Here is a 21,510-nt window from a genome sequence, read left to right as displayed (position 1 = left end):
ACTCAGGAGGCGTTCATGATTGTACACCGTCAGCTTTGCTATGGGATCTTGAAAGGCTGGAATCAAGATCCTGCATATGTTTTTCATCCCTTTAGAATCTCTGAGAAATCGGCATTCTTGTCCTCTTTGAAGTAACCGAGAGGACAAAATATTATGGGAGTTAGGACGATCGTTCCTGGCTCGATTTCGTTTACCGTTGAGTTGCGTTGCTCAACCGAAAAACGGTATCGAGTCAGTGTGACTTTGGATTTGCAAGAGCGTTACATCTTCCTTTCGTCTGGCATTCTCGTGAATGTCAGCGATCGCATTGAAGAGTTTGTTTCACAACTGAGTGAGATTGCATCCAATCAACTGGCATTGTTCAAGTGGGATGGCACCAGTGATTTGATGACTGAATATCAAATTGTTCGAGTGTTGCCGGGATATCAAGTTGAGCGTTCTTTAGTGAAGTTCAACATTGCGATCGGCAATGGTTCACTCGTTCAAGTGGAGGAGTTACACAACAAAACCACGATCCAACTGTAGGACATTAGGGAGCCGTCGCTAGATTTGGGTAGCGGCTCCCCTAATGATCCCTGTATATTTAGTTTCTCTGCGATCGTGGCAACACCTGTCTTTCTTGCTCTAGCTTGACCTTGAGATTGATCAGTTCGTTGTCTTTGACATTGAGTTTGACGTTGAGTTCTCGAATGCGACGAGAGAGAATGCGGATGATGTTGAGCGCGATTTCAGGCGTTTCGTCGATCGCTTCATAGAGTTGTTGCTGAGTTAAGACCAGACAATCACAGGCTTCTAAAGCGGTCACGGTTGCTGATCGTGGCTCCGCATCAAACAACGACATTTCTCCAAAAAACTCGCCCTTTTTGAGGAGAACTAAATCTTGATCGCCAATATGCACCCGCACCTGTCCTGCTGCCACCACGTAAAGCGATCGTCCTTCTTGCCCTTGTGTGAAAACGACTTCTTTAGGGTTAAAAGTATGTTCCTCCATGATCGAAGCCAGTCTCACCAAAAAGTCATCCCGAAGTTCCTGAAAAATCGGGACTCCTCGAACCAGCAATAATCGATCAAAACTGTTTAACATGGTGGCTTATGGGCGGACTTCTCAGGTGAGAAACTGGTTAAGGACTGGATAGGTTAGAGGTCACTCCCAAATTTTACGGGCTGTTGCTGCGATCGCTACAGGGATCTTAGTTCTCCAGTGTTGGGCATATCGTCTTCTTCGAGCGCAGTGTGGGCAAAAGGAATCTGCTCAAGACCCAAGGTTTCGAGCATTTGCTTAACTTGCACCAAAACGAGCCGATCAGGATCATTTTGCAGCGTGGGCAAAATTCTAGCTAGTGTACTGGGCGAAGCAAGCTGTAGGTAAGATAACACCGCTTCTCTGACAAACCCCCTCGGATGGCTGAGGCTAGACAAAATTTGATCACTGGTCAGCCGACAGCGAGAATGCCGCGCCACGTGAAAACAACACGCCAGTGCCCAATCTGACAAGAAGTGACGCAGATCTAAAAGGTGACGCACCCGATCGTCAGAGTTCATCGGCTCATAGGCAACCAGGCTAGACAAATTTTGCAGTTTTTCGCGATCAAGATTGCGATCGAGCAACGCCAGCAGGGCTTGTTTAGACGGAATATCGAGCGTGTTGTCTAAAATTTCTAACCCTTGCGCTTGATTAGAGAGCGATCCTGACTGCAAGTTAAACGAGGCGACCTGAATCGTTCCTGGATCGTAAAGGAACTTCATCAGCAGAAATAAGCGCTCGATCGCATCGGTAGGCATATCGCGCAAGGCTCGTCGCAGCAAGTCTGCCTCCTGTCCTTGAATTCTCCCTGGAGCAAGATCGACCAGCGCTGCATAGACTTGAGCAATCAACATAATCTCTTGGTCAATGAGCTGCTCGACTCCTCGCCGCCCTAGCCGATCCAAAGCGATATCGATGCCGCGCTCTTGAGGGATTTTGAGCAAAATTCGCAGAATGTTGCGGCGAGTTTCTCCCCAAGAGGTTCTTAAGCGAGAAATCAGCAAATCAATGGCTTCTAAGGTGCCAATTTGCCCGATCGCGCCCCAAGCATAGCCGCGCACCAAATCTGACTGGTGAACATCTTCTGCCAGTCTGACCAACATCGGCAAGGCTTCATTCTCTAATTTTACTAACGCTTTTTGAGCCGCGTCTCGCGTCGATTTATAGCCCAACCCCCGCAGCAGCGCAGGATAGTATTCTTCGAGTCGGGTCGCTCCGATCGCTTCCAACACTGCACATCTGACTTGCAGCGATTTGTCTTGCAAAAGATTGGGAATATAAAGCCGCAGCGCTTGCAGATAGAGGGCTTCACCCAGCGCTCGACAGCCCATCACCCGTTCTTGTCGCCGTTTGTGAGTCAGCATTAATCTGAGAGAATTCGTCGCCTCTGCCTTTTGGGTAGGCGTTCCGCGACGCAGCATCAACGAAGCTGCCGTGCCGCGAATGATCGGATCGACGGTTGGAGGCAGATACGATCGCAGTTGCCGCATATCGGGGTTTGCGTCTGTCAGCCAGACATAGCGCAAGGCAACCGCCATCACTTCGGGAGTCGGCTTCTGATCAATCAACGATCGCACGTCACCTAAATAAGCTGCGTTGGGATAGTTGAGCATCACCTCCAAACTTTTTTGCTGCAAGCTAGGCGAAAGCATATCGAGCAGCGGAGACAGCACTTCGCCGACGTTTCGAGGGTCAATTTGGCTGAGTAGCTCAATGCACGATCGCTTATCAGCTTCGGCTCCAGGCTTCTCTAATGACTCAATCACGGCTCGTTTTAGCTCACGCAGATCGACATCAGAGCCACTAAGTTTTCCGCGCCCCGCATCAAACACGAGCAGATTTAAGTAATCTTTCTTCAATCGTCGAATCGTCCATAGCCAAAATAGCGACAGCACAATCACGACCGCAAAGATGGTGAGGTTTTGTGCTTGAGTGCCAGTGCCCGGTTGAGCGTAGACCATTAACAGCAGCGCCACCCCTGTGCCTCCGGTCGCTAGCGGCTCTGCAACGCCGCGCACTTTTGCTTGCAGACTGCCTCTCAGCATTTCGGGTATCGGCTGAAATAGAACCGGACTCACACTCGCGAATAGAGTGTAGTGCAGCAATTCGTATAAAAACTTACGGATGACCAAGCCCCAGAAGAGCAAAACCCATCCTTGGGTGACAATGCTGCCAATGACGATCGCGATCGTCAACAAAATAAGCACCACAGGCAGCGCCATCAGCGTGTTGAAGACTCCAACCCGCTCAATGACTCGGCTTGAAAACATCCATTGTCCGGCAAGTTCACAGATGCCCAACGTGCCATTCAGCACTGCGAGGAAACTCGCGATTTTATCTCCCTGAGCGGCAAATCCAGGCTGTTGTTCTAGCAGGCTGAGAAACTGAAAATCAACTAATAGCAGCAGCACCTGCGCCATTCCAAAGAAGATAATCAGCAGTCTCACATAGCTCTTCATTTCTCCCCGAACTCGGCTCAAACTGGCATCTGACTGTCGATCTTGACGACGACGATCGGGAAACGACTGCTGATAAGTTTGGCTCAAATAAGCTAGAACCCCTGCACCTAACACCATCATGCCAAACGAGAATAGAATCACCATTGGCAAACCCTGCGATCGCGGCAAGAACGCGAGTACGATCGGCAGCGAGAAGCCACTGATGATATCTGCCAGCAGCACACCGCTACTAATTAATGGATAGGTGCGCTTAATTTCGCGGATATTAAATAACTGGTTTGCCGTGATCGAAGTGTTGATGTCATTGAGGACATAAATCGCCTCCAACCACAGCCGCAGCAGCAGCACAGTCGTTTTAAAAACGGCAACCCCACCGATCACCGCGACTTCTGAAAAGCCGAGTCCGTAATAAAACAGGAGCAGCGGCAGCGCCATCAGCAGCGCGATCAGCACGATCACTCGTCGCAAAGGCAAAAAACGCTGCATCCAGGAGTAGAGAAATCCTAAGCCGACGCTGATCGCCGAACTGGCAATATAAATTTTAGGCAGAGCATCAGCACCATATTGCTCAAGAAACAACCCAACTGCGCTGACTTCTAGCCACAGCAGCCCGATCGAGGTGATCGTGTAAAAGGTAAACATGAGTAGCGTTCGTTTACTTTCTTCGGGTCGGAGATTGATCCCCCGCAGAAGTTTCCGTCCGATCCCATTTTTGGCTGCTGACTGGTCGATCAATTCCATGAAGCGTTGTGTCCCGTACCGTGTTTTCGACGCGTCCCTGTTAAGACTTTACAGACAACCTCAGTATGCGGCGAACCCAGTGTGAGAATTTTGGGAGAATTCTGGAGGTCTTTTAGAGATAGCACCGCAATTTTACGAGGCGATCGCCCCTCATTCCCTAATAAGATTCCCAAATCGAGCCAAATTCTTGCCCCAAACTCGCAGGCAGTCTTTAAAAGTTCACGAATCCTACACGATCGATTCCCGTTGGTTAAAGCTCTATTTTGTCTGATTCAAGCATCTGAGGAACTCAGATTTATTGCGTTCGTCTCGGTGAGGAAATAATCTTGAAAAAATGTTGTCTAGAAGCGTTCTGTTAGCTTTGTTTGCAATTTTCGTGCCGGGGTCTGCAATGGCAAATTGCGTGAATTTTGCAGATGGCACGATCGCGCCAATCAAAGTTAAAAGCTGTCAGGCGATCGACGGAGCAAAGCATCCGAAAGTTCTCAAAAGCGGTGATTTCAACAAGTTCACGAGCCGCCCTTACTGGAACTACAAAGCAGCTTACACAGGTGCATTGGTGACCGACACGGCAGGTCTGACCTGGATGTACACCTCTAGCGCTTCCGATCCCTGTAAAAAATTTACCAAAAGCAAATCTATTCAGATGCGAACCTACGCTACCTGTTGCGATACAGGTTCTTGGGGCAAGTGCGTTTTTGGTGGCAGGTGGCTAGGCGACGTGAAAGGCAAACGGATTGATGCTTTTCAGTAGTTTTCGTAAGCTGATAGGGTTTTTGTGGGAACGATCGCTCCCACAAAAAAGGTATCGGAGTTTTTCACCTCTCCAATACCCTGTTTATGCTCTAAAGATTAGCGAAATTGGCTTACTTCTTAGGAGCCATCAGCATCATCATGTTGCGCCCTTCTTTCTTGGGCGCTTGCTGCACTTCGGCGAGGTCTTGCAGATCAGTTGCCATGCGTTTGAGCAACACTTCTGCCAAATCGCTGTGCTGGATCTCGCGACCCCGGAACATAATCGTTGCTTTTACTTTGTCGCCTGCTTTTAAGAAACGCTCTGCCTGACTGATCCGCACGTTATAGTCGTGTTCCTCAATCTTGTAGCGCATCTTAACTTCTTTGACATCAACGTTGTGCTGCTTTTTCTTGGCTTCTTTCGCCTTTTTCTCTTGCTCAAACTTGTGCTTACCGTAATCTACGATTTTGCACACGGGCGGGTCGGCTTTGTCACTGACCAGAACCAGGTCGAGTTCCTTCTCGTCGGCAAGTTGCATCGCTTCACGAGAAGACATGATTCCTAGCTGGGCACCATCTGAGCCAATCACTCTGACAGTTGGGAAACGAATGCGTTCATTGATGACGGGAATGTCTCGGTTAGGTCTTTTCTCAATCAGTGGAGCCATTAATTATTATTGTGGAGGGTAAGGTTGACAACGAAGAGAAGCGGTCGATCGATAAAATTAGATGAAGTTGGATCGAAGCGGACCGGGTTTAGCTGTCGGTGCAAGAACTAAGGTCAATCGCAGAACGACTGTATCTGCCATTCTACTCACTCTGGTCTAATTTCTCTCTAGTTCTTAACTTAAATTCTAACCGATGGAAGGCAGGAGTGGGGACGGGCAAACCTATCAAGACCAGAAGACAGCAGGCGATCGGCTCTGAGTGCCTGTTAAAACCCATAGAATAAGGTCAGAGACTGGAAACTGAAAATGCTGAGGAAATTGTGACGACCTCTTTACATTGGCGGCAGCGAGTGGGCAGCCAGCGAGACTGGGTTTGGAGAGGGTGGCAAACTCGCTATACCTATATCCGATCGGAACACGCTGAGGAAACCCCGCCGCTAATGTTGCTGCACGGATTTGGGGCCTCGATCGGGCACTGGCGACAAAACCTATCGGTCTTAGGTGAGCATCACACGGTTTATGCTCTCGATATGCTTGGTTTTGGGGCATCTGAAAAAGCGATCGCGCCTTACAATGTCGCGCTCTGGGTTGAGCAGGTTTATGATTTTTGGAAAACGTTTGTGAGAGAGCCGATCGTGTTGATTGGCAACTCGATCGGCTCTTTGGTCTGCATGGCGGCGGCGGCAACCCATCCTGATATGGTGCGGGGTTTGGTAATGCTCAATCTGCCCGACCCGTCGATCGAAGAAGAAATGATCCCTAAGCCGTTGCGCCCGGTGGTGGCGACGATTAAAAGTTGGGTGGCTTCGCCGCTGGTGCTAAATCTGCTGTTTCAGTTTGTGCGAAAGCCGGGAGGCGTGAAACGTTGGGCCTCGATCGCCTACGCGAATTCTGACGCAGTGACGGATGAGTTAGTCGAGATTTTGCTAGGAGCGGCTGAAGATCGGGGATCGGCACGGGCGTTTTGTGCGATCTTTAGAGCGATCGTCGCGCCTAAATTTGGGCCGAGTGTCAAGCAGACGCTGCCTCATCTGCAAGTGCCAATGTTGCTGTTGTGGGGAAAGAACGATCGCATGATCCCGCTCAGTCTGGCGGCTCAGTTTGGTCGTTATAATCCTAATTTGAAGGTCGTAGAAATTGAGAATGCAGGGCACTGCTTGCACGATGAAGCGCCTGAGCAAGTTAACCCAGAAATCTTAAACTGGATTGCATCGTGGTCTGAAAACAGGTCTGAAAAAATTGGCATTGCTGGATAGCGGGATGATTTGGGTAGGGGCATCCCCCCGTGGTTGCCCTCCGTCAGGCACGGGGGCGCTACCCCTATAGCTATTTCATTTCCGCATTCTGCAACGCCTAAAATCTTTTCTGTTGCCCAATAATGTAGGATTGCCAACCTGACTTTTGCCCACCGCACTTGTGAGAATTTAGATGACACTAGACCCTGTAACTGATTCAGAAGCTGCAATTAAAGAAGACATCTTTCGGATTTCTCCCCTGATTCGCATCACGTTGCTGAGTCTTTATGGAGCGCTAACGACTCCGCTGCCGTTTCTCTCGGAGGTGACGAAATCTCCAGTTCCGCCTAATTTGCTGTGGGTGGGCATTGCCTTGGGAGCGATCGGACTCTATGCCGTGTTGTGTGAACGGGTCATTGTGAATGAGCAAGGAATTCAGGTGACTTATCCGCGATGGGTGCCGAAATTTTTTCGTAAGGGGTGGCAGTTGCCTTGGGCAGAAGTTAAAGCGCTGAAGCCACGATCGACAGGTCAGGGCGGACTGGTCTACTATTTTCTCAGCCAGTCAGGGCAGGGCTATCTATTGCCGATGCGCGTCGCTGGATTTGCGCGGCTAGTCCGACGAGTCGAGGCAGAAACCGGACTCGACATGAGAGACGTGAAACCGCTGGCTCAACCTTGGATGTATATCATTCTGTTGGGCTTGACGCTGTTGCTCTTGACGATCGACATCTGGACGATTTGGACAGCAACCACCCTGACCCAATAATTTTTAAGCGAAGGTGGAAGCCATCAGATCAGCCGTCATCTCAAAGTTAGCGGTGACGGTTTGCACGTCGTCGAGATCTTCTAGAGCATCCATGAGTTTGAGGATAGAGCGGGCGCGATCGGGGTGATCGACCTCGATCGTGGTAGTCGGAATCCAGCGCAAGTCAACCAAGCTGACGGTATATTTGTTTTTGAGCGTTTGGCTCAACGCTTCCAGGTTTTCTACTTCGGTCAAAACTTCGGCAACTGTTCCGTCTTCGGTGTCGATTAGCTCGTAGGTTTCGGCACCGCCTTCAAGACAAACGTCTAGAAATTCTTCTTCGTTTACCGCGTCGTCCAGTGTGCGGTTGCGTCCCCGTTTGACTTGTGAAGTTGTCATCACCACTTCAACCAAGCCCTTTTGCTCAAACATCCAGCCGACGCACCCAGATTCGCCTAAGTTGCCGCCGTTTTTGCTAAACGCTTCTCTGAGTGTGGCGGCGGTGCGGTTGCGATTGTCGGTGAGCGCTTCGATTAAGACCGCCACTCCGCCAGAGCCATAACCCTCATAGCGAATGGCTTCTAGCTCAACGTTGTCTGCGCCTCTGCCTGCACCTTTGGCGATCGCTCGATCGATGTTGTCGGCGGGAATGCTAGCGGCTTTGGCTTTCTCGATCGCGGTGCGAAGCTGAAAATTTGCTGCCGGGTCGGGAACGCCACTTCGAGCCGCAACGATGATTTCTCGCGAGATTTTGGTGAAGACTTTGCCTTTGACGGCATCAACTCGTGCTTTTTGGCGCTTAATATTCGCCCACTTACTATGTCCTGCCATATTGGAATGAGAATAGATGCTAACTGTAGATATTTAGGCGTTGCTGAATTGAAGTATGAATCTGTCTATCAAGGCTGAATCCTTTCGCCCCCTAAATCCCCCAAAATTGGGGGGACTTTAAGATTCTGGTTCCCCTCAAACTTGGGGGGCTAGGGGGGCAATTCATATTTGCATTCAGCAACGTCAATATTTAATCTAAGCGATCGCAGAGTTTTTTCAACCTTTGCCGCCTGTGAAGGTGACTCCTTGAATAAAGTAACGGTTAAAAAAGGCGTAGATTGCCAAAGCCGGAAGCGTAAAAATCATTGAAGCTGCCATGATGTAATTCCAGTAGGTGACATATTGCCCTTTAAACGCATTTAGCCCCAAAGGAAGGGTAAACATTTCTGGATTAGACATAACCACTAAGGGCAATAAAAATTCATTCCAAGAACCCATAAAAATAAAAATTGTTTGAGCTGCCAGTGCAGGTTTTGCTAGCGGCATCACGACCTGAAAAAAGGTTTCAAATCGATTTAATCCATCCAGTGCGGCGGCTTCTTCTAACTCTTTGGGAAAGTTGAGAAAAAATTGTCGCATCATAAAGATGAAAGTGGCATTTACGATCGCAGGTGCAATTAGACCTTGATAAGAATTCAGCCAACCTAAAGACTTAAGAATTAAGAATTTGGGCAAGAGAGTGATTTGTCCGGGCACGACTAAGACAGCCAAAACTAGAAAAAACAAAAACTGCTTGCCAGGAAATGTGATTCTAGCGAGCGCGTAGCCTGCCATTGAGTTAAATAGCAAGTTAAAAAGGGTGACTGTTACGGCGATGATGATGCTATTGATTAACCATCTTCCAAATAAAGGTTCTTGTAAAAAGATGGTTTTGTAATTATCTAACGTGAAGGCTTTGGGAATAAAATTTGTCCCTCCTGATGAAATCTCTGGCAATGATTTGAATGAGGCAGACAGTGCCCAAGCAAACGGAATAAACGTAATAAAAGCATAGACAGCAAGCGCTATGTAAAGAAGCCATACCCACGATCGAGCCGATTTTGCAATCATGTTTCACCTTTAATCAAATGATTCTTCTTTAAACAAACTGCGTTGAATTAGCGTCACGGTCATAATCACGAGTGCCAACATTAGAGTTAAGGCTAGAGCGTATCCCATATCAAGATTTTTGAAGGCATATTGATAGATCAGAAGCACGATTGTCAGGGTTGCGTTATTAGGGCCTCCTGATCCGCCTGAGAAAATATAGGACTGATCAAATAACTGAAAAGTACCAATGATTCCCATCACGATCACAAAGAATGTCACGGGTTTAAGAAATGGGAGCGTAATACACCAAAATTTCTCCCACGGGGTTGCTCCATCGATCGAGGCTGCCTCATATAAACTCTCTGGAATATCCTGCAAGGCTGCTAAATAAATCACCATAAAAAGCGGAGCGGTTGCCCAAATATTCATTAGCATGATGCCTTTGAGCGCAACATCTGGATCGCCCAACCAATTGTAAGTAGGAAGTCTTAAAAAACTCAGGAAACTATTGAGCAAACCGTTTGTATTGTAGATCCACATAAAGATCAATGTCAGAACGGCTGATGATGTGACGGTAGGGAGAAAAAACGCGACTCGAAACCAGCTTTTTCCTTTGATTTGAGTGTTAAGAATGAGTGCTAAAACAATCGCTAAAATCGTTTGAATGGGGACTACGATCGCGACATATTCAACGGTGTTTTGCAGCGCAATCCAAACTCGTTCATCAGATCCCATCCGCACAAAGTTTTTGAACCCCGCGAATCGAAAGCTGATTTCACCCAAAAGCTGAACTCGGTAGAAAGCAAGCACGATCGTAAAAATAACAGGAATAATCAAAAAGATTCCTAGAACGACGATCGCCGGAGTCATAAATAGATAACCCGACAGCGTTTCTCGTGTACTTCGTTTATTCCAAAGCGTTTTATTCAGCATATCGACTAATTGGATAAATAAATTTCTCGATTTGCAGTGTCTTGAGCTTTTTGCATTGCATCTTTAAGCGATTGCTGACCGATTAAAGCGCTCACAAATTGATTATCAAAGTTTGTCAAAATTGTGGGGAGTGTCTCTCCGGCTTGCCAGGTAGTTGCATACTTTGCTCCGGCAATTAATGGAGCATAAAGAGAGGTGCGATCGGACTGCAATTCTGCTAAAACCGATCGCCGAGACGGTAAAGCAAATCCTTGATTTCCTGATGTTTTCATCACCGCTTCACTGGTTAAATATTCGATCAGTTTCCAGGCAGCTTCTTTATGGGTTGATTTACGATTCATCACATAAGCAACGGTATAAGCCATCGTGCCTTTTCGCCCATTAATCGTCGGCACTTCTGCGGTGGCAAACTTCAGATTTGGGAACGTTTCTTTGAAGTAAGGAATGCTCCACGCCCCTGAAAGTAGCATCGCCACTCTGCCTTGCCCCAGCATATCGTCACCTGAGCTTGCCCCCACATCTGACGGTTGAGCCGATGAGCGATCGCGCCGATATTGCTCAATCACGAGTTGTAAACCCTTTAAACTTTCTGGCGTGGCGAAGGCTGCATAATTATTGCGATCGACCAATTTTCCGCCAAATGCCTGAATGATAAACTGCTGCCGAGGCAACTCTGGGGTAATTCCAAATCCATATCGGTTTGGTTTTCCGTCAGGCTCAGATCGCGTCAGTTTTTTTGAATATTGAATTAACTCATTCCAGGTTTTAGGAGGCTGCTTAATATCTGCTTTGGCGAATGCTGTTTGGTCATAGAAAAGAGCCAGCGTAGAGAAATCTTTTGGAATGCCATAGATTTTTTCATTACGCTTAAAGGCATTGATTAATGTTGGCTCAAAATCAGATATATTAAACTCAGGCTTAATATATGAATTGAGAGGTTCCAGTACTTCAAATTTCATCAATAAAGGAGCCTCAAATGCATCTAAATAAAACACATCAGGGGCAACATCTCCGATTAAGCGAGTTTTGATCACATCCATATATTGGCTGTTAATCACTTCATGCTTAACCTTAATATTTGGATATTTAGCTTCAAATTGGTCAATCACTTTTTCTAGAAGTTGAGACTCGATCGGGTTACTCTGCCAACCACTGAGCGTAATCTCGATCGTTCCCTCATTTTGATCACGAGAACGACACGCAGTTGTTAACAAAAGTAAAGCTGAAAATGCCAAACTGGAAAGCAGCTTTTTCATATAGAAATCTTTAAAAAATTGTGTCTAATGAGCATTATCAAGGCTGATAGATCTGAACCTGACTCCCATAAGACAGACTTTAGAACAAAAGTGTTTCAAGTTGAGATAATGACTTCCAGAATCGCAAAGACGACGGAGCAACGCTAAATGATTTTGCAACGATTAGAAGGGTTTTTAAGGAAGCAAAATTTTCGGCAACGCCTGTCTGGGTTGATCGCGCTGTGTCTCAGCCTTTTGCTGATTGGGTGTCAACCACAAGCCCGATCGTCCAATGTGACTCAGTTAACGCTCTGGCAAGGAGTCAACCCGCCACCTAACCGAGACGTTCTGCAAAAACTGGTCGATAAATTTAACCAGCAGCACCCAGACATTCAGGTTGAGTCGCTTTATGTGGGGCAGGGCGATCAGCAGATGCCTAAAATTCTCTCAGCCGTGGTGGGCAACGCCGCCCCTGATATGCTGTGGTTTGCGCCCATGTTGACCGGGCAACTCGTCGAATTGGATGCTCTCCGATCGCTAGACGATTTTCTATCCGCTTCGCCGTTGAAACCTCAACTCGATCGCGCCCTTTTTGACACAATGACTTTTGAGGGACACGTCTGGTCAATTCCCTTCAGCACCAATAATGTCGGAATTTTCTATCGTCCCAGTCTGTTTAAAGCGGCTGGAATCACTGAACTACCTAAAACCTGGGAAGACTTTCGGCAAGTGGCAAAGCGCCTGACTCGTGACACGGACGGAGACGGGCGTGTGGACACTCACGGAATTGTGCTTCCGCTCGGCAAAGGAGAATGGAGTGTGTTTACGTGGCTGCCGTTTATGTGGAGCGGGGGCGGCGAATTGATTGGACAACCCAATGCGGGAACCGAGGCGTTAAACATTGTTAACGAGGGCGCGATCGCCGCTCTTCAACTCTGGCAAAATTTAATTCAAGATGGTTCGGCAATTCTCTCGCAGCCAGAACGCGGGTATGAATTAGACGGCTTTATTGCCGGAAAGGTGGCAATGCAGATCTCCGGCCCGTGGACGTTAGGACAATTGCAATCGACGAACGTTGATTTTGGAGTGTTGCCGATTCCGATCGGGGCACGACCCGCAACGGCGATCGGCGGCGAAAATCTGTTTTTGTTTAAATCGACTCCAGCGCGAGAACGAGCTGCATTTACGTTTGCAGAATATGTGATAAGTGACGAATTCCAAACCGAATGGGCGATCGGAACGGGCTATTTACCCATCAATCTCAAATCTCGTGAAAATCCAGACTATCTGAAGTTCAAAGCTCAACAGCCTGCCGTTGATGTGTTTTTGCAACAGGCAAAATATGGACGATCGCGCCCCATTTTTCCCGGCTATAATCGCATCTCAGACAATTTGGGACGCGCGATCGAAGCCACTCTATTAGGTCGAAACTCTCCAGCAGAAGCGCTTAACGCCTCACAGCGACGGCTAGATTTGATTTTCAAATAGAGTGGCTCCGCCTAACAAACTCTGCTATAGCTTTGCCGCGCACAGCCCTGCCCCAATTAGCCCAACGTGGGGATTGAGAACAATCTGAACCGGAATGCGTTCTAGAATCGAACCCATCCGACCTTTGTGAATAAAAGCGCTGAGAAAACCGCCCTCTTGAATGAGTGGCAGAATCTTCGCCGCGATGCCACCTGCAATATATAAACCTGCATAAGGGAGAAGTTTTAGCGCTAAATTTCCCGCTTCAGCGCCGTAGGCTTCGACAAACATTTGCATCGTTTTTTCAGATAAGAGATCGCGATTTTCTAAGGCTGCCTTCGCGATCGCCGCCGCCGGATCAACAGTTTTCTCGCGTCCTGCCTGAGATTCCCACGCTCTGACGACTTCACCCACTTCAGGAGACTCAGTGGCAAATTGGCGATCGCGCAAAAACTGATAAATCGCCACCACTCCCTGACCCGATACCACTCGCTCGGCTGAAATGCGATCGATATTGTGTTTGTCAAGCAAATAGCGAGAGAGCTGAAACTCTAGCTCCGATCTCGGTGCAAAATCCGCGTGTCCGCCTTCAGAGCCAAACACCTGATAGTCAGCACCCGTATGGATGAGATATCCTTGTCCTAATCCCGTTCCTGCGCCCAAGACGGCGATCGGGGCTTTTTCTTGAGGATGTCCAACTTGCAGCACATGCAAATCTGACTCGCTTAAGCCCAACACGCCATAGCCGACCGCTTCAAAGTCATTAATCAAAGAGATTTTAGGAATCGCCAACACTTGCGACATCCGATCGGCTTCTAAAGTCCAACCAACGTTAGTCACCTTTGAGGTGTTGTTAACCACAGGCCCAGCGATCGCAAAGCACGCTTTTTCGGGCGAGAAGGTTTGCCCCAATTCCTGCTTGGCAGCCGCCAGAAAGGTCTGCACCATCGGCACCAAATCAGGAAAATCATGACTGGGATATCGCACTTCATAGAGTGAATGCAACGAGTCTTCTGATTTGACCAATCGCAAAATCGTCTTCGTTCCGCCAATGTCTCCCGCCAGCAATATGGTCATAAATCGACTCCTCTAATAACTGAAATTTAGCGAACCTCAGACATGACTGCAACGCGCTTCAGACCCCAATACAATCAAGAAGAGATTGAGCAAAGATGACATGAATTCACCGATCGCTGACTTAAGAAAAGACTACACCCTAGAAGAACTCAACGAAACGGAGGTTGACCCAAATCCGTTTGTGCAGTTTCAGCGCTGGTTTGATCAGGCAGTCGAGGCAGAGCTTCCCGAACCTAATGCTATGACCGTTGCCACTGCTACCAAAGAAGGGATTCCGTCTGCCAGGATTGTCTTATTGAAAGGCTTTGACGATCGTGGGTTTGTTTTTTACACCAATTACAACAGCCACAAAGCTCAAGAACTGCTCGATAATCCTCACGCTGCCCTCGTGTTTTTGTGGACAGAGTTAGAGCGACAAATCCGCATTGTGGGCAGTGTCGAGAAAATTTCTGCCGAAGAATCCGATGCTTATTTTTATAGTCGCCCGATCGCAAGTCGTCTCGGTGCCTGGACATCCGAGCAAAGTCAGGTGATTCCAAATCGCGATGTTTTAGAACAACGCTTAGAAGAATTAAAGGCACAGTACGAAAATCAAGACATCCCCCGTCCGCCACACTGGGGAGGGTTTCGAGTCAAGCCGATCGCGATCGAGTTTTGGCAGGGGCGATCGAGTCGCTTGCACGATCGACTCCGCTATCGGTTGCAAAATGGGGAATGGATGCTCGATCGGTTGTCACCTTAACAAAACGTGAGTTCGACGAGTTTTTTCGCTGCGTTCTTCAGCGCTTCAGCCCCCTAAATCCCCCAATTCTGGGGGACTTCAAGCCCAGAATTTAGGTTCAAAGTCCCCCAATTTTGGGGGATTTAGGGGGCAGCTCGGATTTGCAACCGCAGCGAAAAGCTCGATCGGTTGTCACCTTAACAAAGAGTGACCATTTCTGAACGGCTTTAGGCTTTCGTGAGGCGTTGCTTTTGGTTAAGATAACTAGACAATAATCTTGACGGACACGACAGTGCCCTATCCCTACGTTTGTATCTTTACGTTTATCCTTCATGTCGATCGAACTTGGGCCCTTCAGATTTCCGATTGATGCCACTGTGATTGCGGGGGTTGGCTTGTGGTCGCTGGCACTCTATTTGGGGTTTTCACCGATCGGAGACTGGGTGATCGAGCAACTCAACCGCTGGTTTAACTTTGCAGAGCGATCGCTCTACATCTCAGAGGAAGAATTTGAGAAGACTCGCCCCGCGAGAGAAGCCCAAAACGCTTTCTATGCGTCTGTTTTCAGCATCATTCCATTTCTGGCAGTGGGCGCTTTGTGCAGCTATGGAGTCGAGGTGAGCCTGGGTAAAAGTTGGGCAATCAGCGTCGGCATTCTTGCCTGTATAGGCTGCGGAATTTATGAATTAGGTCGTCGAGACGGGCAGATTTGAATCTTAAACTTTACGCGGCGCAGGTTCTCATAAACTAACAGTGGCAAGTCAAGGAAATTTACTGTGACTCATCCTCGTGTTATTTGTCTGGGCGAAATCTTATTTGACTGCATCGCCGATCAGCCGGGTCGATCGCTCGAAACGGTCGAGTCGTGGACATCCTACCCTGGTGGTGCCCCCGCAAATGTGGCGTGTGCTTTGACAAAGCTTGGCACCCCGTCAGCATTTGTGGGCTGCGTCGGGCAAGACGACCCTGGACGATCGCTCGTCGAGTTGCTGCAAACGATCGGGGTTGACACGACAGGCATTCAATCTCATCCGACGGCTCCGACGCGCACAGTGATGGTGTTGCGATCAGAGTCGGGCGATCGGAGCTTTGTGGCATTTGGCGGCAAGCGCCCCTCATCGGAGTTTGCCGATACGCATCTACAAGCAGCGCAGCTAACTCCAGCGCTGTTTGAGTCAGCCGATTTTTTGGTATTGGGCACGCTCGAACTTGCCTACTTGGACAGTCGAGCCGCGATCGCTCGTGCCCTCGAACTGTGTGAACAGTTTTTCGTCAAAATCGTACTCGATGTCAACTGGCGACCTGTGTTTTGGGCAGATTCTCAAGCGGCTTCGCCCATGATTCATGACCTGATCAAACGAGTCGATTTTCTTAAACTGGCAGAAGAAGAAGCCGATTGGCTGTTTGGCACCACTGACCCCGGCGCGATCGCTCATCGCCTTGGCACCTTAGAAGGAGTCTTAGTGACGGCAGGTGAAAAGGGTTGCGCTTACTGTTTAGGAGAAAACGAAGGGAAAGTGCCTGCCTTTAACGTCGAGGTTGAAGACACGACCGGGGCTGGAGACAGCTTTGTAGCAGGATTTGTCCATCAACTCTGTCAGCATGGCATTCAAGAATTGGCGAACCCTAACCTGGCTAAAAAGGTTGCCAGCTATGCCAGTGCTGCGGGAGCGTTGACGACGACGAGACTCGGCGCGATCGATGCCCAACCCACCGCCGCCGAAGTGGATGCTTTTCTGTATTTGCAGCAGCAAGGAGGCTAAACATGGGCGTTGAAATCGAACGCAAGTTTTTAGTTACCCACGATTCTTGGCACGATCTTGCCCCCGGAGTGCTCTATCGTCAGGGCTACATTTCCACTCAGCCAGAACGAACGGTGCGCGTCAGAGTTGCAGGAGATCGAGCCTTTATTACCCTCAAAGGAGCCACTCAGGGAACTGCCCGATCGGAGTTTGAATACCCAATTCCGCTAGAGGATGCGAACGAGATCTTAAACGTTCTCTGCGTGTCGCCTTTGATTGAGAAATATCGCCACAAGATTGAGTTAAACGGGCTGACCTGGGAAGTTGACGAATTTTTAGGCGAAAATCAGGGGCTAGTGATCGCAGAAGTTGAGCTAGAGAATGCTGACCAAGCGATCGAGCTACCTGACTGGATCGGGGAAGACGTTTCTCACGATTCGCGATACTACAATTCCAATCTAGTCACCCATCCCTTTAACCGATGGTGATTGGTTTCGATTCGACAGATCCAGCATCCACATCTTAAAGTTGACTTTGGCGATCGAATCTCACGAGCTAACGAGAAATGATCACTCCAAGTCAGCACCAGACAACTCTTCATAAGCCTCAAATTCTGAAGGGGACAGAATATCGATCGCGCCAAACTTTTTCAGAGTCAGCAAATCTTTATCGCCTGTAATAATACAAACAGCTTCGCCTGTAAGGGCTGTCGCCAGAATCATGTCATCGTCAGGATCTCGACACACGTTACTTTTTAACGTCGTAGGGTCAACAATCTGCATCCTAGATCGTAAGAGAGCTTCAACGGCAGCAGCATCTTCATTAGAGAACTTGAATTTCTCTATTAGTTTTTCTCTCAATTCGTTAAGAATAAACTCTGAAGTGATCACAAAATGCACACGCAGACATTGTTCCACCAGAGTGTGGCAAAACCCTTTGGCGAGGAAAGCAGCGATGGGGACATTGGTATCCAGCACCAAATTCATGAAACCATCTCGAAAATATCGTCATCTGTATAGTTAGTCTGCGCCTTTTGCATCAGTTGGGAACGCAATGCTCGAAATTGACGAATGAACAGATAGTCTTCAACGGCTTTTTGAACAAGTGTCTCTGGGGAAATGCCCTCAGTATGGGTGAGATTGTCAAGAGTTGCCTTGAGTTCTGGAGTCAGCGTGATGGTCAGAGTGTCTTCCATATAGTCATGCCCGATTACTCTATATCCCAAATATATCTCGTCAAAGACAGAGACATCCTCAGGGCGATCGCATCTTATTTGTAACTCCATCCGATCGGTGCAATGGAATGATTAGGCTATCAACAACTCACGAAGAAAACTTTTCGTACTTATCATGACTTCCAATCCAGAACCGCTGCTCATAATCCATCGCGCTTGCCTGTCCCTCAGCAATTTCCTGTTTTGCGTGACGGGCAGCAGCGACAAAATTATCCTGTGTTTTCCGAAAGGATTCGTCCCAACGTGCTTCGTCTTGCAAATCGCTAACATACTCACGAATATGCTCTGCAACTCGCTCTTGAATCTCAGCGGGGAGAGACCCCAGCATTTTGACGACGGTATGAATCGCGGGGGACGACATAGGAAAAAATTTGAGAAAACTGGGCTGCTTTTCAGGCTAACACCGATCTCACTCTACGCGATTTTCTTGCTTGGCTGACTAACATCACCAAAATTCTTGATACCAACAAACCACTTTTCAACCACTGCCACAATCTACCACTCAAGCAGATTAACGATAGAAGTGCGCGGCAGCGAGTGGACTGAAACAATAGACGAAAAGACTCTTAACCGTCGGCTCCACTGTGTTGTTGTGCTGCTGTTTCCTACGCTAGCAGGTTAGATTTTAGAAAGTTATAGCCGTGATCAAAGCGTGGAATCATTCTGCAACTAAATCTTTGCAATTCATCCACAATATCAGGACTATCAAAGTCTTTTGAGTTTCGATTTAGAAAACATGCCGATTGAGGTTGATATTGGCGTAAATGACTAATTACTGAAGCATAAATCAGAGCGTCTTGTGACCTCAAGTCATAGGGCGCTTCATACAATGCTGCCTCAGATAGAATCTCAACAGTGAGTGGAATAATTTCTCCAATGTTCAAGAGCCGTTCTCGGTAAGTAATGAATCGCTGTCGTTCTTCTTCATTACTCTGCACCAGCAAACTCGCAATATCTTGGACACTTCTAATGCGGCTTTGGTAGGACGCTGTACGTGAAAGCTGCCGTAACTCACCATCTAGCAACTGTTGTATCTCTCGACGACCCTTTGCCTGACGACTTAATTTTTCGTGGGGTTCTGCAAGACTATAAGCCGGAATGATAAGTTTCGCCAGTCCTACGTTGCAAAGCTCTAAAATCTGCTCACAACTCGCACATTGTTCTTGCTGAAAAGCGAGTTCTAAAACAAAATTGGTTTCAACGTAGATATTCACGCAACAGCCCCATTAACCTTGCCTCCAGTTAAAGCATCATATAAACCTGAATCGATGAGCCATCCCTGAGATTGTTCTATAGTCTCAGTAGGTTTCTCACCATAGATGATCTCTCGCAACCAGGATGAGATGATTAACTCAAAACTTTGTCCACTAATTTGTTCAGGCGTTATCCCTACCTGCTCAAAGTAGGGTTGAAGGATGGGGGAGGCATCAATTGTGTAAGTGGGTGGAACCTGATCTAGTTGAAGATGAGCATCAGTCCATAAATAAAATCGGTCAGGAAAAGTCATCAGAAAATATGGAGCTTTTGGAAAAGTTCCGTGTGCGAGAATGTTTCGCCGAAGCCTTGCTGCCCATTCTGGTGATGTATTGAGTTTACTTTTAACTTCAACAACAAGAACGAGTTGACCGTTACGACTATGGACTGAAAGATCCCAACCAGAAGGGTTTAGTTTGACAGTCATGAGTAAAACCCAGTTTATAAAACCCACTACCTAATATTCTGACGCAAAATGCCGCCTTTTTAGTGACTCTATAAGAACAGCCGAACTGTAACCTGCTAGTACTGCAAAATAAATCAATCTTGAATATTGATAGATAGCTTTTCAATATGCGTCACAACCTGTAGGTAAGCCAAAACTACCAAACAGAAAGCTTTTCGGCGATTTCCAGATGTTGTGCTGCCGCGATCGCATCCATCATCAAGCAATCTGAAGCGTCCTTGGTTCAGGGATAGATTTACCCTCTGCTTGCCAAGCCTCCAAGTACATTTCGATCACTTCTTCGCCGTTATGAATGGCTTCCTCACGAGTTTTGTCATGAGTGCAAGGCATCACCACATACTCTGCAAACTCTGGAATCGTAACCAGGAAAAGCTGATCTTCGTCAGACCATTGAACAATCATGCTGTATTAACTCATGAGTCCTCGTCCTTTCATCAAAAAGTTTCTGCACAATCAATTTTTGATGAGATCGCCCCGCTAAATAAACTTCCCAAAAGCCCTAAGAAGCGAGTTTACTCCAAGATAGATAGGGCAGATTTGCGGCAGTGGCACGAGTCCGATCGCCCTGAGCAACCAGTTGACCACACGCGTCCCAAGTACCTGCCATCAGCATCATGCGAGAGCCTTGGCCCATCGAAATTGGGGCACTAAAGTCACCGCACCGCACTTGCATTGCTTCCAGATCCACCGTGATCTCAACTTGAGGATCGGCAGTCACCATTTCCTGCAATTGCTTGGTTGTGGCAGAGTCAGCCGTCACACAGGGAATGCCCATGACGACGCAGTTGCCAAAAAAGATTTCAGCAAAGCTTTCACCGACGATCGCACCAATTCCCCATTTAGCGATCGCTTGGGGTGCATGTTCGCGACTGGAGCCGCAGCCAAAGTTGCCATTGACGACGAGAACTTTAGCACCCTGATATTGCGGTTGATCAAAGGCGTGTTGACCATTGGATTGGGCGCGATCGTCCGCAAACACGTCGGCTCCTAGCCCATCAAAGGTGACGCAGCGCAAAAATCGAGCGGGAATGATCCGATCGGTGTCGATGTCATTGCCCACTAAGGGAATGCCGCGTCCTGAGACTGTTTTAACTTCACTAACCATAGTTAACTAGTTCGCTCTTTATAGAAACCCTTCTTGCTCTAACTCTTCGATCACTTGCAGTCCGCGCGTGTCTCCCACTTTGAGCATTGCAGATTTTGCATCTTCACGCACGCCCACATCTGAATCTTCAGCAAATGACTCAATCAGGGCATCGATCGCCGTTGCATAAATTACGTTTGAGGGTAGCTCTCGACAAAGTTGCCCCAGTGCCCAAGCTGCATTACTGCGAATTGCTGCCACCGGATCTTGTCTCAGAGACTCAATCAGCGGTGGCACCGCTGCCACTACCGCTTCATAGCCCACTGATGCCATCTGAGCCAGCGCACTGGCTGCCCACAGTCTGACGGCTGGAATGTCTGTTCTAACTGCTGTGATTAGCGTATGCAGGGCACGGCGATCGTGGCAGTTTCCCAATGCCCAGACTACGCCTTTACGCACGTAACCGTTCCAATCTTCGTCATACTGCTTGACGAGTGGCTCGACCGCATCGGCGCTAGGGTTGCGCCCTAAAGCATAAGCTGCACTCACCCGCACCAATGGGCACGGATCATTCAGCAGGCGAATTAAATAAGGAATCGCGCGATCGTCTTGCAGTTCACAAAAAGCCCTAGTCGCCAGCATTCGTTGCTGCACATCCTGCGAGTCAAGGATCGCCAGCATTAAATCGGGGTTGGGCTTGTGTGCCTCTGACTCATCTTCATCGATCGCAGGAAGCTGATCTAGCGGATCGGCTAAATCAGCGTCGATATCCAAGACGGTCAAATCATCATCACTATACATATCTGTAACTTTACCGCACCAGGCGA

Annotated in this window: 25 protein-coding genes; 9 read left to right on the top strand and 16 right to left on the bottom strand. The window is 48.1% G+C overall.

Going from position 1 to position 21,510, the window contains the following annotated elements; translation table 11 throughout:
- The first annotated feature begins 153 nt into the window (after positions 1-153).
- Positions 154-525, top strand: a complete 372-nt coding sequence (locus C7B65_RS14625) for a hypothetical protein (protein ID WP_073069801.1) — start codon at positions 154-156, stop codon at positions 523-525.
- 58 nt (positions 526-583) lie between these two features.
- On the opposite strand, the gene C7B65_RS14620 is transcribed toward C7B65_RS14625, so the two are convergent.
- Positions 584-1,084 carry a cyclic nucleotide-binding domain-containing protein gene (locus tag C7B65_RS14620; protein ID WP_073069800.1) on the bottom strand — a complete coding sequence of 167 codons (501 nt, stop codon included), beginning with the start codon at positions 1,082-1,084 and terminating at the stop codon, positions 584-586.
- Between the two features lie 95 nt (positions 1,085-1,179).
- Complete coding sequence (locus C7B65_RS14615) at positions 1,180-4,224, bottom strand: MFS transporter (protein WP_073069799.1); 3,045 nt, start codon at positions 4,222-4,224, stop codon at positions 1,180-1,182.
- Positions 4,225-4,558: 334 nt separating this feature from the next.
- Between C7B65_RS14615 and C7B65_RS14610 the strand changes: the two genes are divergently transcribed.
- A complete protein-coding gene (locus tag C7B65_RS14610) occupies positions 4,559-4,978 on the top strand; it encodes a hypothetical protein (RefSeq protein WP_073069798.1) in 420 nt (139 codons plus the stop codon).
- A gap of 112 nt (positions 4,979-5,090) precedes the next feature.
- Here C7B65_RS14610 and infC read toward each other — a convergent pair whose 3' ends face one another.
- Positions 5,091-5,627, bottom strand: coding sequence for a translation initiation factor IF-3 (infC, locus tag C7B65_RS14605; RefSeq protein WP_073069797.1), 537 nt, complete (start codon positions 5,625-5,627; stop codon positions 5,091-5,093).
- A 320-nt stretch (positions 5,628-5,947) separates the two neighbouring features.
- Here infC and C7B65_RS14600 point away from each other — a divergent pair, with 320 nt between their 5' ends.
- Positions 5,948-6,883 carry an alpha/beta fold hydrolase gene (locus C7B65_RS14600; protein ID WP_073069796.1) on the top strand — a complete coding sequence of 312 codons (936 nt, stop codon included), beginning with the start codon at positions 5,948-5,950 and terminating at the stop codon, positions 6,881-6,883.
- Between the two features lie 172 nt (positions 6,884-7,055).
- Positions 7,056-7,631 (top strand): hypothetical protein, encoded by a 576-nt coding sequence (locus C7B65_RS14595; RefSeq protein ID WP_073069795.1) that lies wholly within the window; start codon positions 7,056-7,058, stop codon positions 7,629-7,631.
- 3 nt (positions 7,632-7,634) lie between these two features.
- Here C7B65_RS14595 and C7B65_RS14590 read toward each other — a convergent pair whose 3' ends face one another.
- The 4 genes from C7B65_RS14590 to C7B65_RS14575 all read right to left on the bottom strand — a co-directional run bounded on the left by C7B65_RS14590 (position 7,635) and on the right by C7B65_RS14575 (position 11,659).
- Positions 7,635-8,441: a YebC/PmpR family DNA-binding transcriptional regulator gene (locus tag C7B65_RS14590; protein ID WP_073069794.1), complete on the bottom strand. Its 807-nt coding sequence runs from the start codon at positions 8,439-8,441 to the stop codon at positions 7,635-7,637.
- Between the two features lie 216 nt (positions 8,442-8,657).
- Entirely contained in the window at positions 8,658-9,491 is an 834-nt protein-coding gene (locus C7B65_RS14585) for a carbohydrate ABC transporter permease (RefSeq protein ID WP_073069793.1), read from the bottom strand.
- A 9-nt stretch (positions 9,492-9,500) separates the two neighbouring features.
- Positions 9,501-10,403 (bottom strand): carbohydrate ABC transporter permease, encoded by a 903-nt coding sequence (locus tag C7B65_RS14580; RefSeq protein WP_073069792.1) that lies wholly within the window; start codon positions 10,401-10,403, stop codon positions 9,501-9,503.
- A gap of 5 nt (positions 10,404-10,408) precedes the next feature.
- Positions 10,409-11,659, bottom strand: coding sequence for an ABC transporter substrate-binding protein (locus C7B65_RS14575; RefSeq protein ID WP_073069791.1), 1,251 nt, complete (start codon positions 11,657-11,659; stop codon positions 10,409-10,411).
- Positions 11,660-11,806: 147 nt separating this feature from the next.
- Between C7B65_RS14575 and C7B65_RS14570 the strand changes: the two genes are divergently transcribed.
- Positions 11,807-13,126, top strand: a complete 1,320-nt coding sequence (locus tag C7B65_RS14570) for an ABC transporter substrate-binding protein (protein ID WP_073069790.1) — start codon at positions 11,807-11,809, stop codon at positions 13,124-13,126.
- 24 nt (positions 13,127-13,150) lie between these two features.
- Here C7B65_RS14570 and C7B65_RS14565 read toward each other — a convergent pair whose 3' ends face one another.
- A complete protein-coding gene (locus C7B65_RS14565) occupies positions 13,151-14,182 on the bottom strand; it encodes a glucokinase (protein ID WP_073069789.1) in 1,032 nt (343 codons plus the stop codon).
- Positions 14,183-14,282: 100 nt separating this feature from the next.
- Between C7B65_RS14565 and pdxH the strand changes: the two genes are divergently transcribed.
- The 4 genes from pdxH (at position 14,283) to C7B65_RS14545 (ending at position 17,133) form a co-directional block, all read left to right on the top strand.
- A complete protein-coding gene (gene pdxH, locus C7B65_RS14560; protein ID WP_073069788.1) occupies positions 14,283-14,924 on the top strand; it encodes a pyridoxamine 5'-phosphate oxidase in 642 nt (213 codons plus the stop codon).
- Positions 14,925-15,235: 311 nt separating this feature from the next.
- Positions 15,236-15,616 carry a hypothetical protein gene (locus tag C7B65_RS14555; protein WP_073069787.1) on the top strand — a complete coding sequence of 127 codons (381 nt, stop codon included), beginning with the start codon at positions 15,236-15,238 and terminating at the stop codon, positions 15,614-15,616.
- Between the two features lie 63 nt (positions 15,617-15,679).
- Positions 15,680-16,666, top strand: a complete 987-nt coding sequence (locus tag C7B65_RS14550; RefSeq protein WP_073069786.1) for a carbohydrate kinase family protein — start codon at positions 15,680-15,682, stop codon at positions 16,664-16,666.
- 2 nt (positions 16,667-16,668) lie between these two features.
- On the top strand, positions 16,669-17,133 hold the full coding sequence (locus C7B65_RS14545) for a CYTH domain-containing protein (protein ID WP_073069785.1): 465 nt from the start codon (positions 16,669-16,671) through the stop codon (positions 17,131-17,133).
- A gap of 81 nt (positions 17,134-17,214) precedes the next feature.
- On the opposite strand, the gene C7B65_RS14540 is transcribed toward C7B65_RS14545, so the two are convergent.
- From C7B65_RS14540 to C7B65_RS14505, 8 genes are all read right to left on the bottom strand, one after another.
- Positions 17,215-17,631, bottom strand: a complete 417-nt coding sequence (locus C7B65_RS14540) for a putative toxin-antitoxin system toxin component, PIN family (protein WP_073069784.1) — start codon at positions 17,629-17,631, stop codon at positions 17,215-17,217.
- Positions 17,628-17,930: a ribbon-helix-helix domain-containing protein gene (locus C7B65_RS14535; RefSeq protein WP_223257291.1), complete on the bottom strand. Its 303-nt coding sequence runs from the start codon at positions 17,928-17,930 to the stop codon at positions 17,628-17,630. The genes C7B65_RS14540 and C7B65_RS14535 overlap by 4 nt, the downstream gene beginning before the upstream one ends.
- A gap of 37 nt (positions 17,931-17,967) precedes the next feature.
- Complete coding sequence (locus tag C7B65_RS14530; protein WP_073069782.1) at positions 17,968-18,240, bottom strand: hypothetical protein; 273 nt, start codon at positions 18,238-18,240, stop codon at positions 17,968-17,970.
- A gap of 244 nt (positions 18,241-18,484) precedes the next feature.
- The gene (locus C7B65_RS14525) at positions 18,485-19,093 is read right to left on the bottom strand and encodes a PIN domain-containing protein (RefSeq protein WP_073069781.1); all 609 of its coding nucleotides are present in this window, start codon (positions 19,091-19,093) and stop codon (positions 18,485-18,487) included.
- Positions 19,090-19,560 carry a hypothetical protein gene (locus C7B65_RS14520; RefSeq protein WP_073069780.1) on the bottom strand — a complete coding sequence of 157 codons (471 nt, stop codon included), beginning with the start codon at positions 19,558-19,560 and terminating at the stop codon, positions 19,090-19,092. The genes C7B65_RS14525 and C7B65_RS14520 overlap by 4 nt, the downstream gene beginning before the upstream one ends.
- Before the next feature lie 237 nt (positions 19,561-19,797).
- Positions 19,798-20,001 carry a type II toxin-antitoxin system HicB family antitoxin gene (locus tag C7B65_RS14515; RefSeq protein ID WP_219898549.1) on the bottom strand — a complete coding sequence of 68 codons (204 nt, stop codon included), beginning with the start codon at positions 19,999-20,001 and terminating at the stop codon, positions 19,798-19,800.
- A gap of 97 nt (positions 20,002-20,098) precedes the next feature.
- Positions 20,099-20,704, bottom strand: coding sequence for a 3-isopropylmalate dehydratase small subunit (leuD, locus tag C7B65_RS14510; protein WP_073069779.1), 606 nt, complete (start codon positions 20,702-20,704; stop codon positions 20,099-20,101).
- Positions 20,705-20,722: 18 nt separating this feature from the next.
- A complete protein-coding gene (locus tag C7B65_RS14505) occupies positions 20,723-21,484 on the bottom strand; it encodes a HEAT repeat domain-containing protein (protein ID WP_073069778.1) in 762 nt (253 codons plus the stop codon).
- Positions 21,485-21,510: the final 26 nt, after the last annotated feature.

Origin of the sequence: Phormidesmis priestleyi ULC007, assembly GCF_003003695.1 — a bacterium.
GTDB lineage: Bacteria > Cyanobacteriota > Cyanobacteriia > Leptolyngbyales > Leptolyngbyaceae > Phormidesmis_A > Phormidesmis_A priestleyi_A.
Note: the sequence above shows the minus strand (reverse complement) of the source record. Positions and strands in the feature narration are given on the sequence as shown.

What these genes read in the sequence shown, in the direction of transcription:
- C7B65_RS14570 (WP_073069790.1), top strand. Translation starts at nt 11,807, where the DNA reads ATGATTTTGCAACGATTAGAAGGGTTTTTAAGGAAGCAAAATTTTCGG.
- leuD (WP_073069779.1), bottom strand. Translation starts at nt 20,704, where the DNA reads ATGGTTAGTGAAGTTAAAACAGTCTCAGGACGCGGCATTCCCTTAGTG.
- C7B65_RS14520 (WP_073069780.1), bottom strand. Translation starts at nt 19,560, where the DNA reads ATGACTGTCAAACTAAACCCTTCTGGTTGGGATCTTTCAGTCCATAGT.
- C7B65_RS14590 (WP_073069794.1), bottom strand. Translation starts at nt 8,441, where the DNA reads ATGGCAGGACATAGTAAGTGGGCGAATATTAAGCGCCAAAAAGCACGA.
- C7B65_RS14580 (WP_073069792.1), bottom strand. Translation starts at nt 10,403, where the DNA reads ATGCTGAATAAAACGCTTTGGAATAAACGAAGTACACGAGAAACGCTG.
- C7B65_RS14610 (WP_073069798.1), top strand. Translation starts at nt 4,559, where the DNA reads ATGTTGTCTAGAAGCGTTCTGTTAGCTTTGTTTGCAATTTTCGTGCCG.
- pdxH (WP_073069788.1), top strand. Translation starts at nt 14,283, where the DNA reads ATGAATTCACCGATCGCTGACTTAAGAAAAGACTACACCCTAGAAGAA.
- C7B65_RS14545 (WP_073069785.1), top strand. Translation starts at nt 16,669, where the DNA reads ATGGGCGTTGAAATCGAACGCAAGTTTTTAGTTACCCACGATTCTTGG.
- C7B65_RS14505 (WP_073069778.1), bottom strand. Translation starts at nt 21,484, where the DNA reads ATGTATAGTGATGATGATTTGACCGTCTTGGATATCGACGCTGATTTA.
- infC (WP_073069797.1), bottom strand. Translation starts at nt 5,627, where the DNA reads ATGGCTCCACTGATTGAGAAAAGACCTAACCGAGACATTCCCGTCATC.
- C7B65_RS14565 (WP_073069789.1), bottom strand. Translation starts at nt 14,182, where the DNA reads ATGACCATATTGCTGGCGGGAGACATTGGCGGAACGAAGACGATTTTG.
- C7B65_RS14515 (WP_219898549.1), bottom strand. Translation starts at nt 20,001, where the DNA reads ATGATTGTTCAATGGTCTGACGAAGATCAGCTTTTCCTGGTTACGATT.
- C7B65_RS14540 (WP_073069784.1), bottom strand. Translation starts at nt 17,631, where the DNA reads ATGAATTTGGTGCTGGATACCAATGTCCCCATCGCTGCTTTCCTCGCC.
- C7B65_RS14530 (WP_073069782.1), bottom strand. Translation starts at nt 18,240, where the DNA reads ATGTCGTCCCCCGCGATTCATACCGTCGTCAAAATGCTGGGGTCTCTC.
- C7B65_RS14595 (WP_073069795.1), top strand. Translation starts at nt 7,056, where the DNA reads ATGACACTAGACCCTGTAACTGATTCAGAAGCTGCAATTAAAGAAGAC.
- C7B65_RS14585 (WP_073069793.1), bottom strand. Translation starts at nt 9,491, where the DNA reads ATGATTGCAAAATCGGCTCGATCGTGGGTATGGCTTCTTTACATAGCG.
- C7B65_RS14625 (WP_073069801.1), top strand. Translation starts at nt 154, where the DNA reads ATGGGAGTTAGGACGATCGTTCCTGGCTCGATTTCGTTTACCGTTGAG.
- C7B65_RS14555 (WP_073069787.1), top strand. Translation starts at nt 15,236, where the DNA reads ATGTCGATCGAACTTGGGCCCTTCAGATTTCCGATTGATGCCACTGTG.
- C7B65_RS14615 (WP_073069799.1), bottom strand. Translation starts at nt 4,224, where the DNA reads ATGGAATTGATCGACCAGTCAGCAGCCAAAAATGGGATCGGACGGAAA.
- C7B65_RS14620 (WP_073069800.1), bottom strand. Translation starts at nt 1,084, where the DNA reads ATGTTAAACAGTTTTGATCGATTATTGCTGGTTCGAGGAGTCCCGATT.
- C7B65_RS14535 (WP_223257291.1), bottom strand. Translation starts at nt 17,930, where the DNA reads ATGGAGTTACAAATAAGATGCGATCGCCCTGAGGATGTCTCTGTCTTT.
- C7B65_RS14575 (WP_073069791.1), bottom strand. Translation starts at nt 11,659, where the DNA reads ATGAAAAAGCTGCTTTCCAGTTTGGCATTTTCAGCTTTACTTTTGTTA.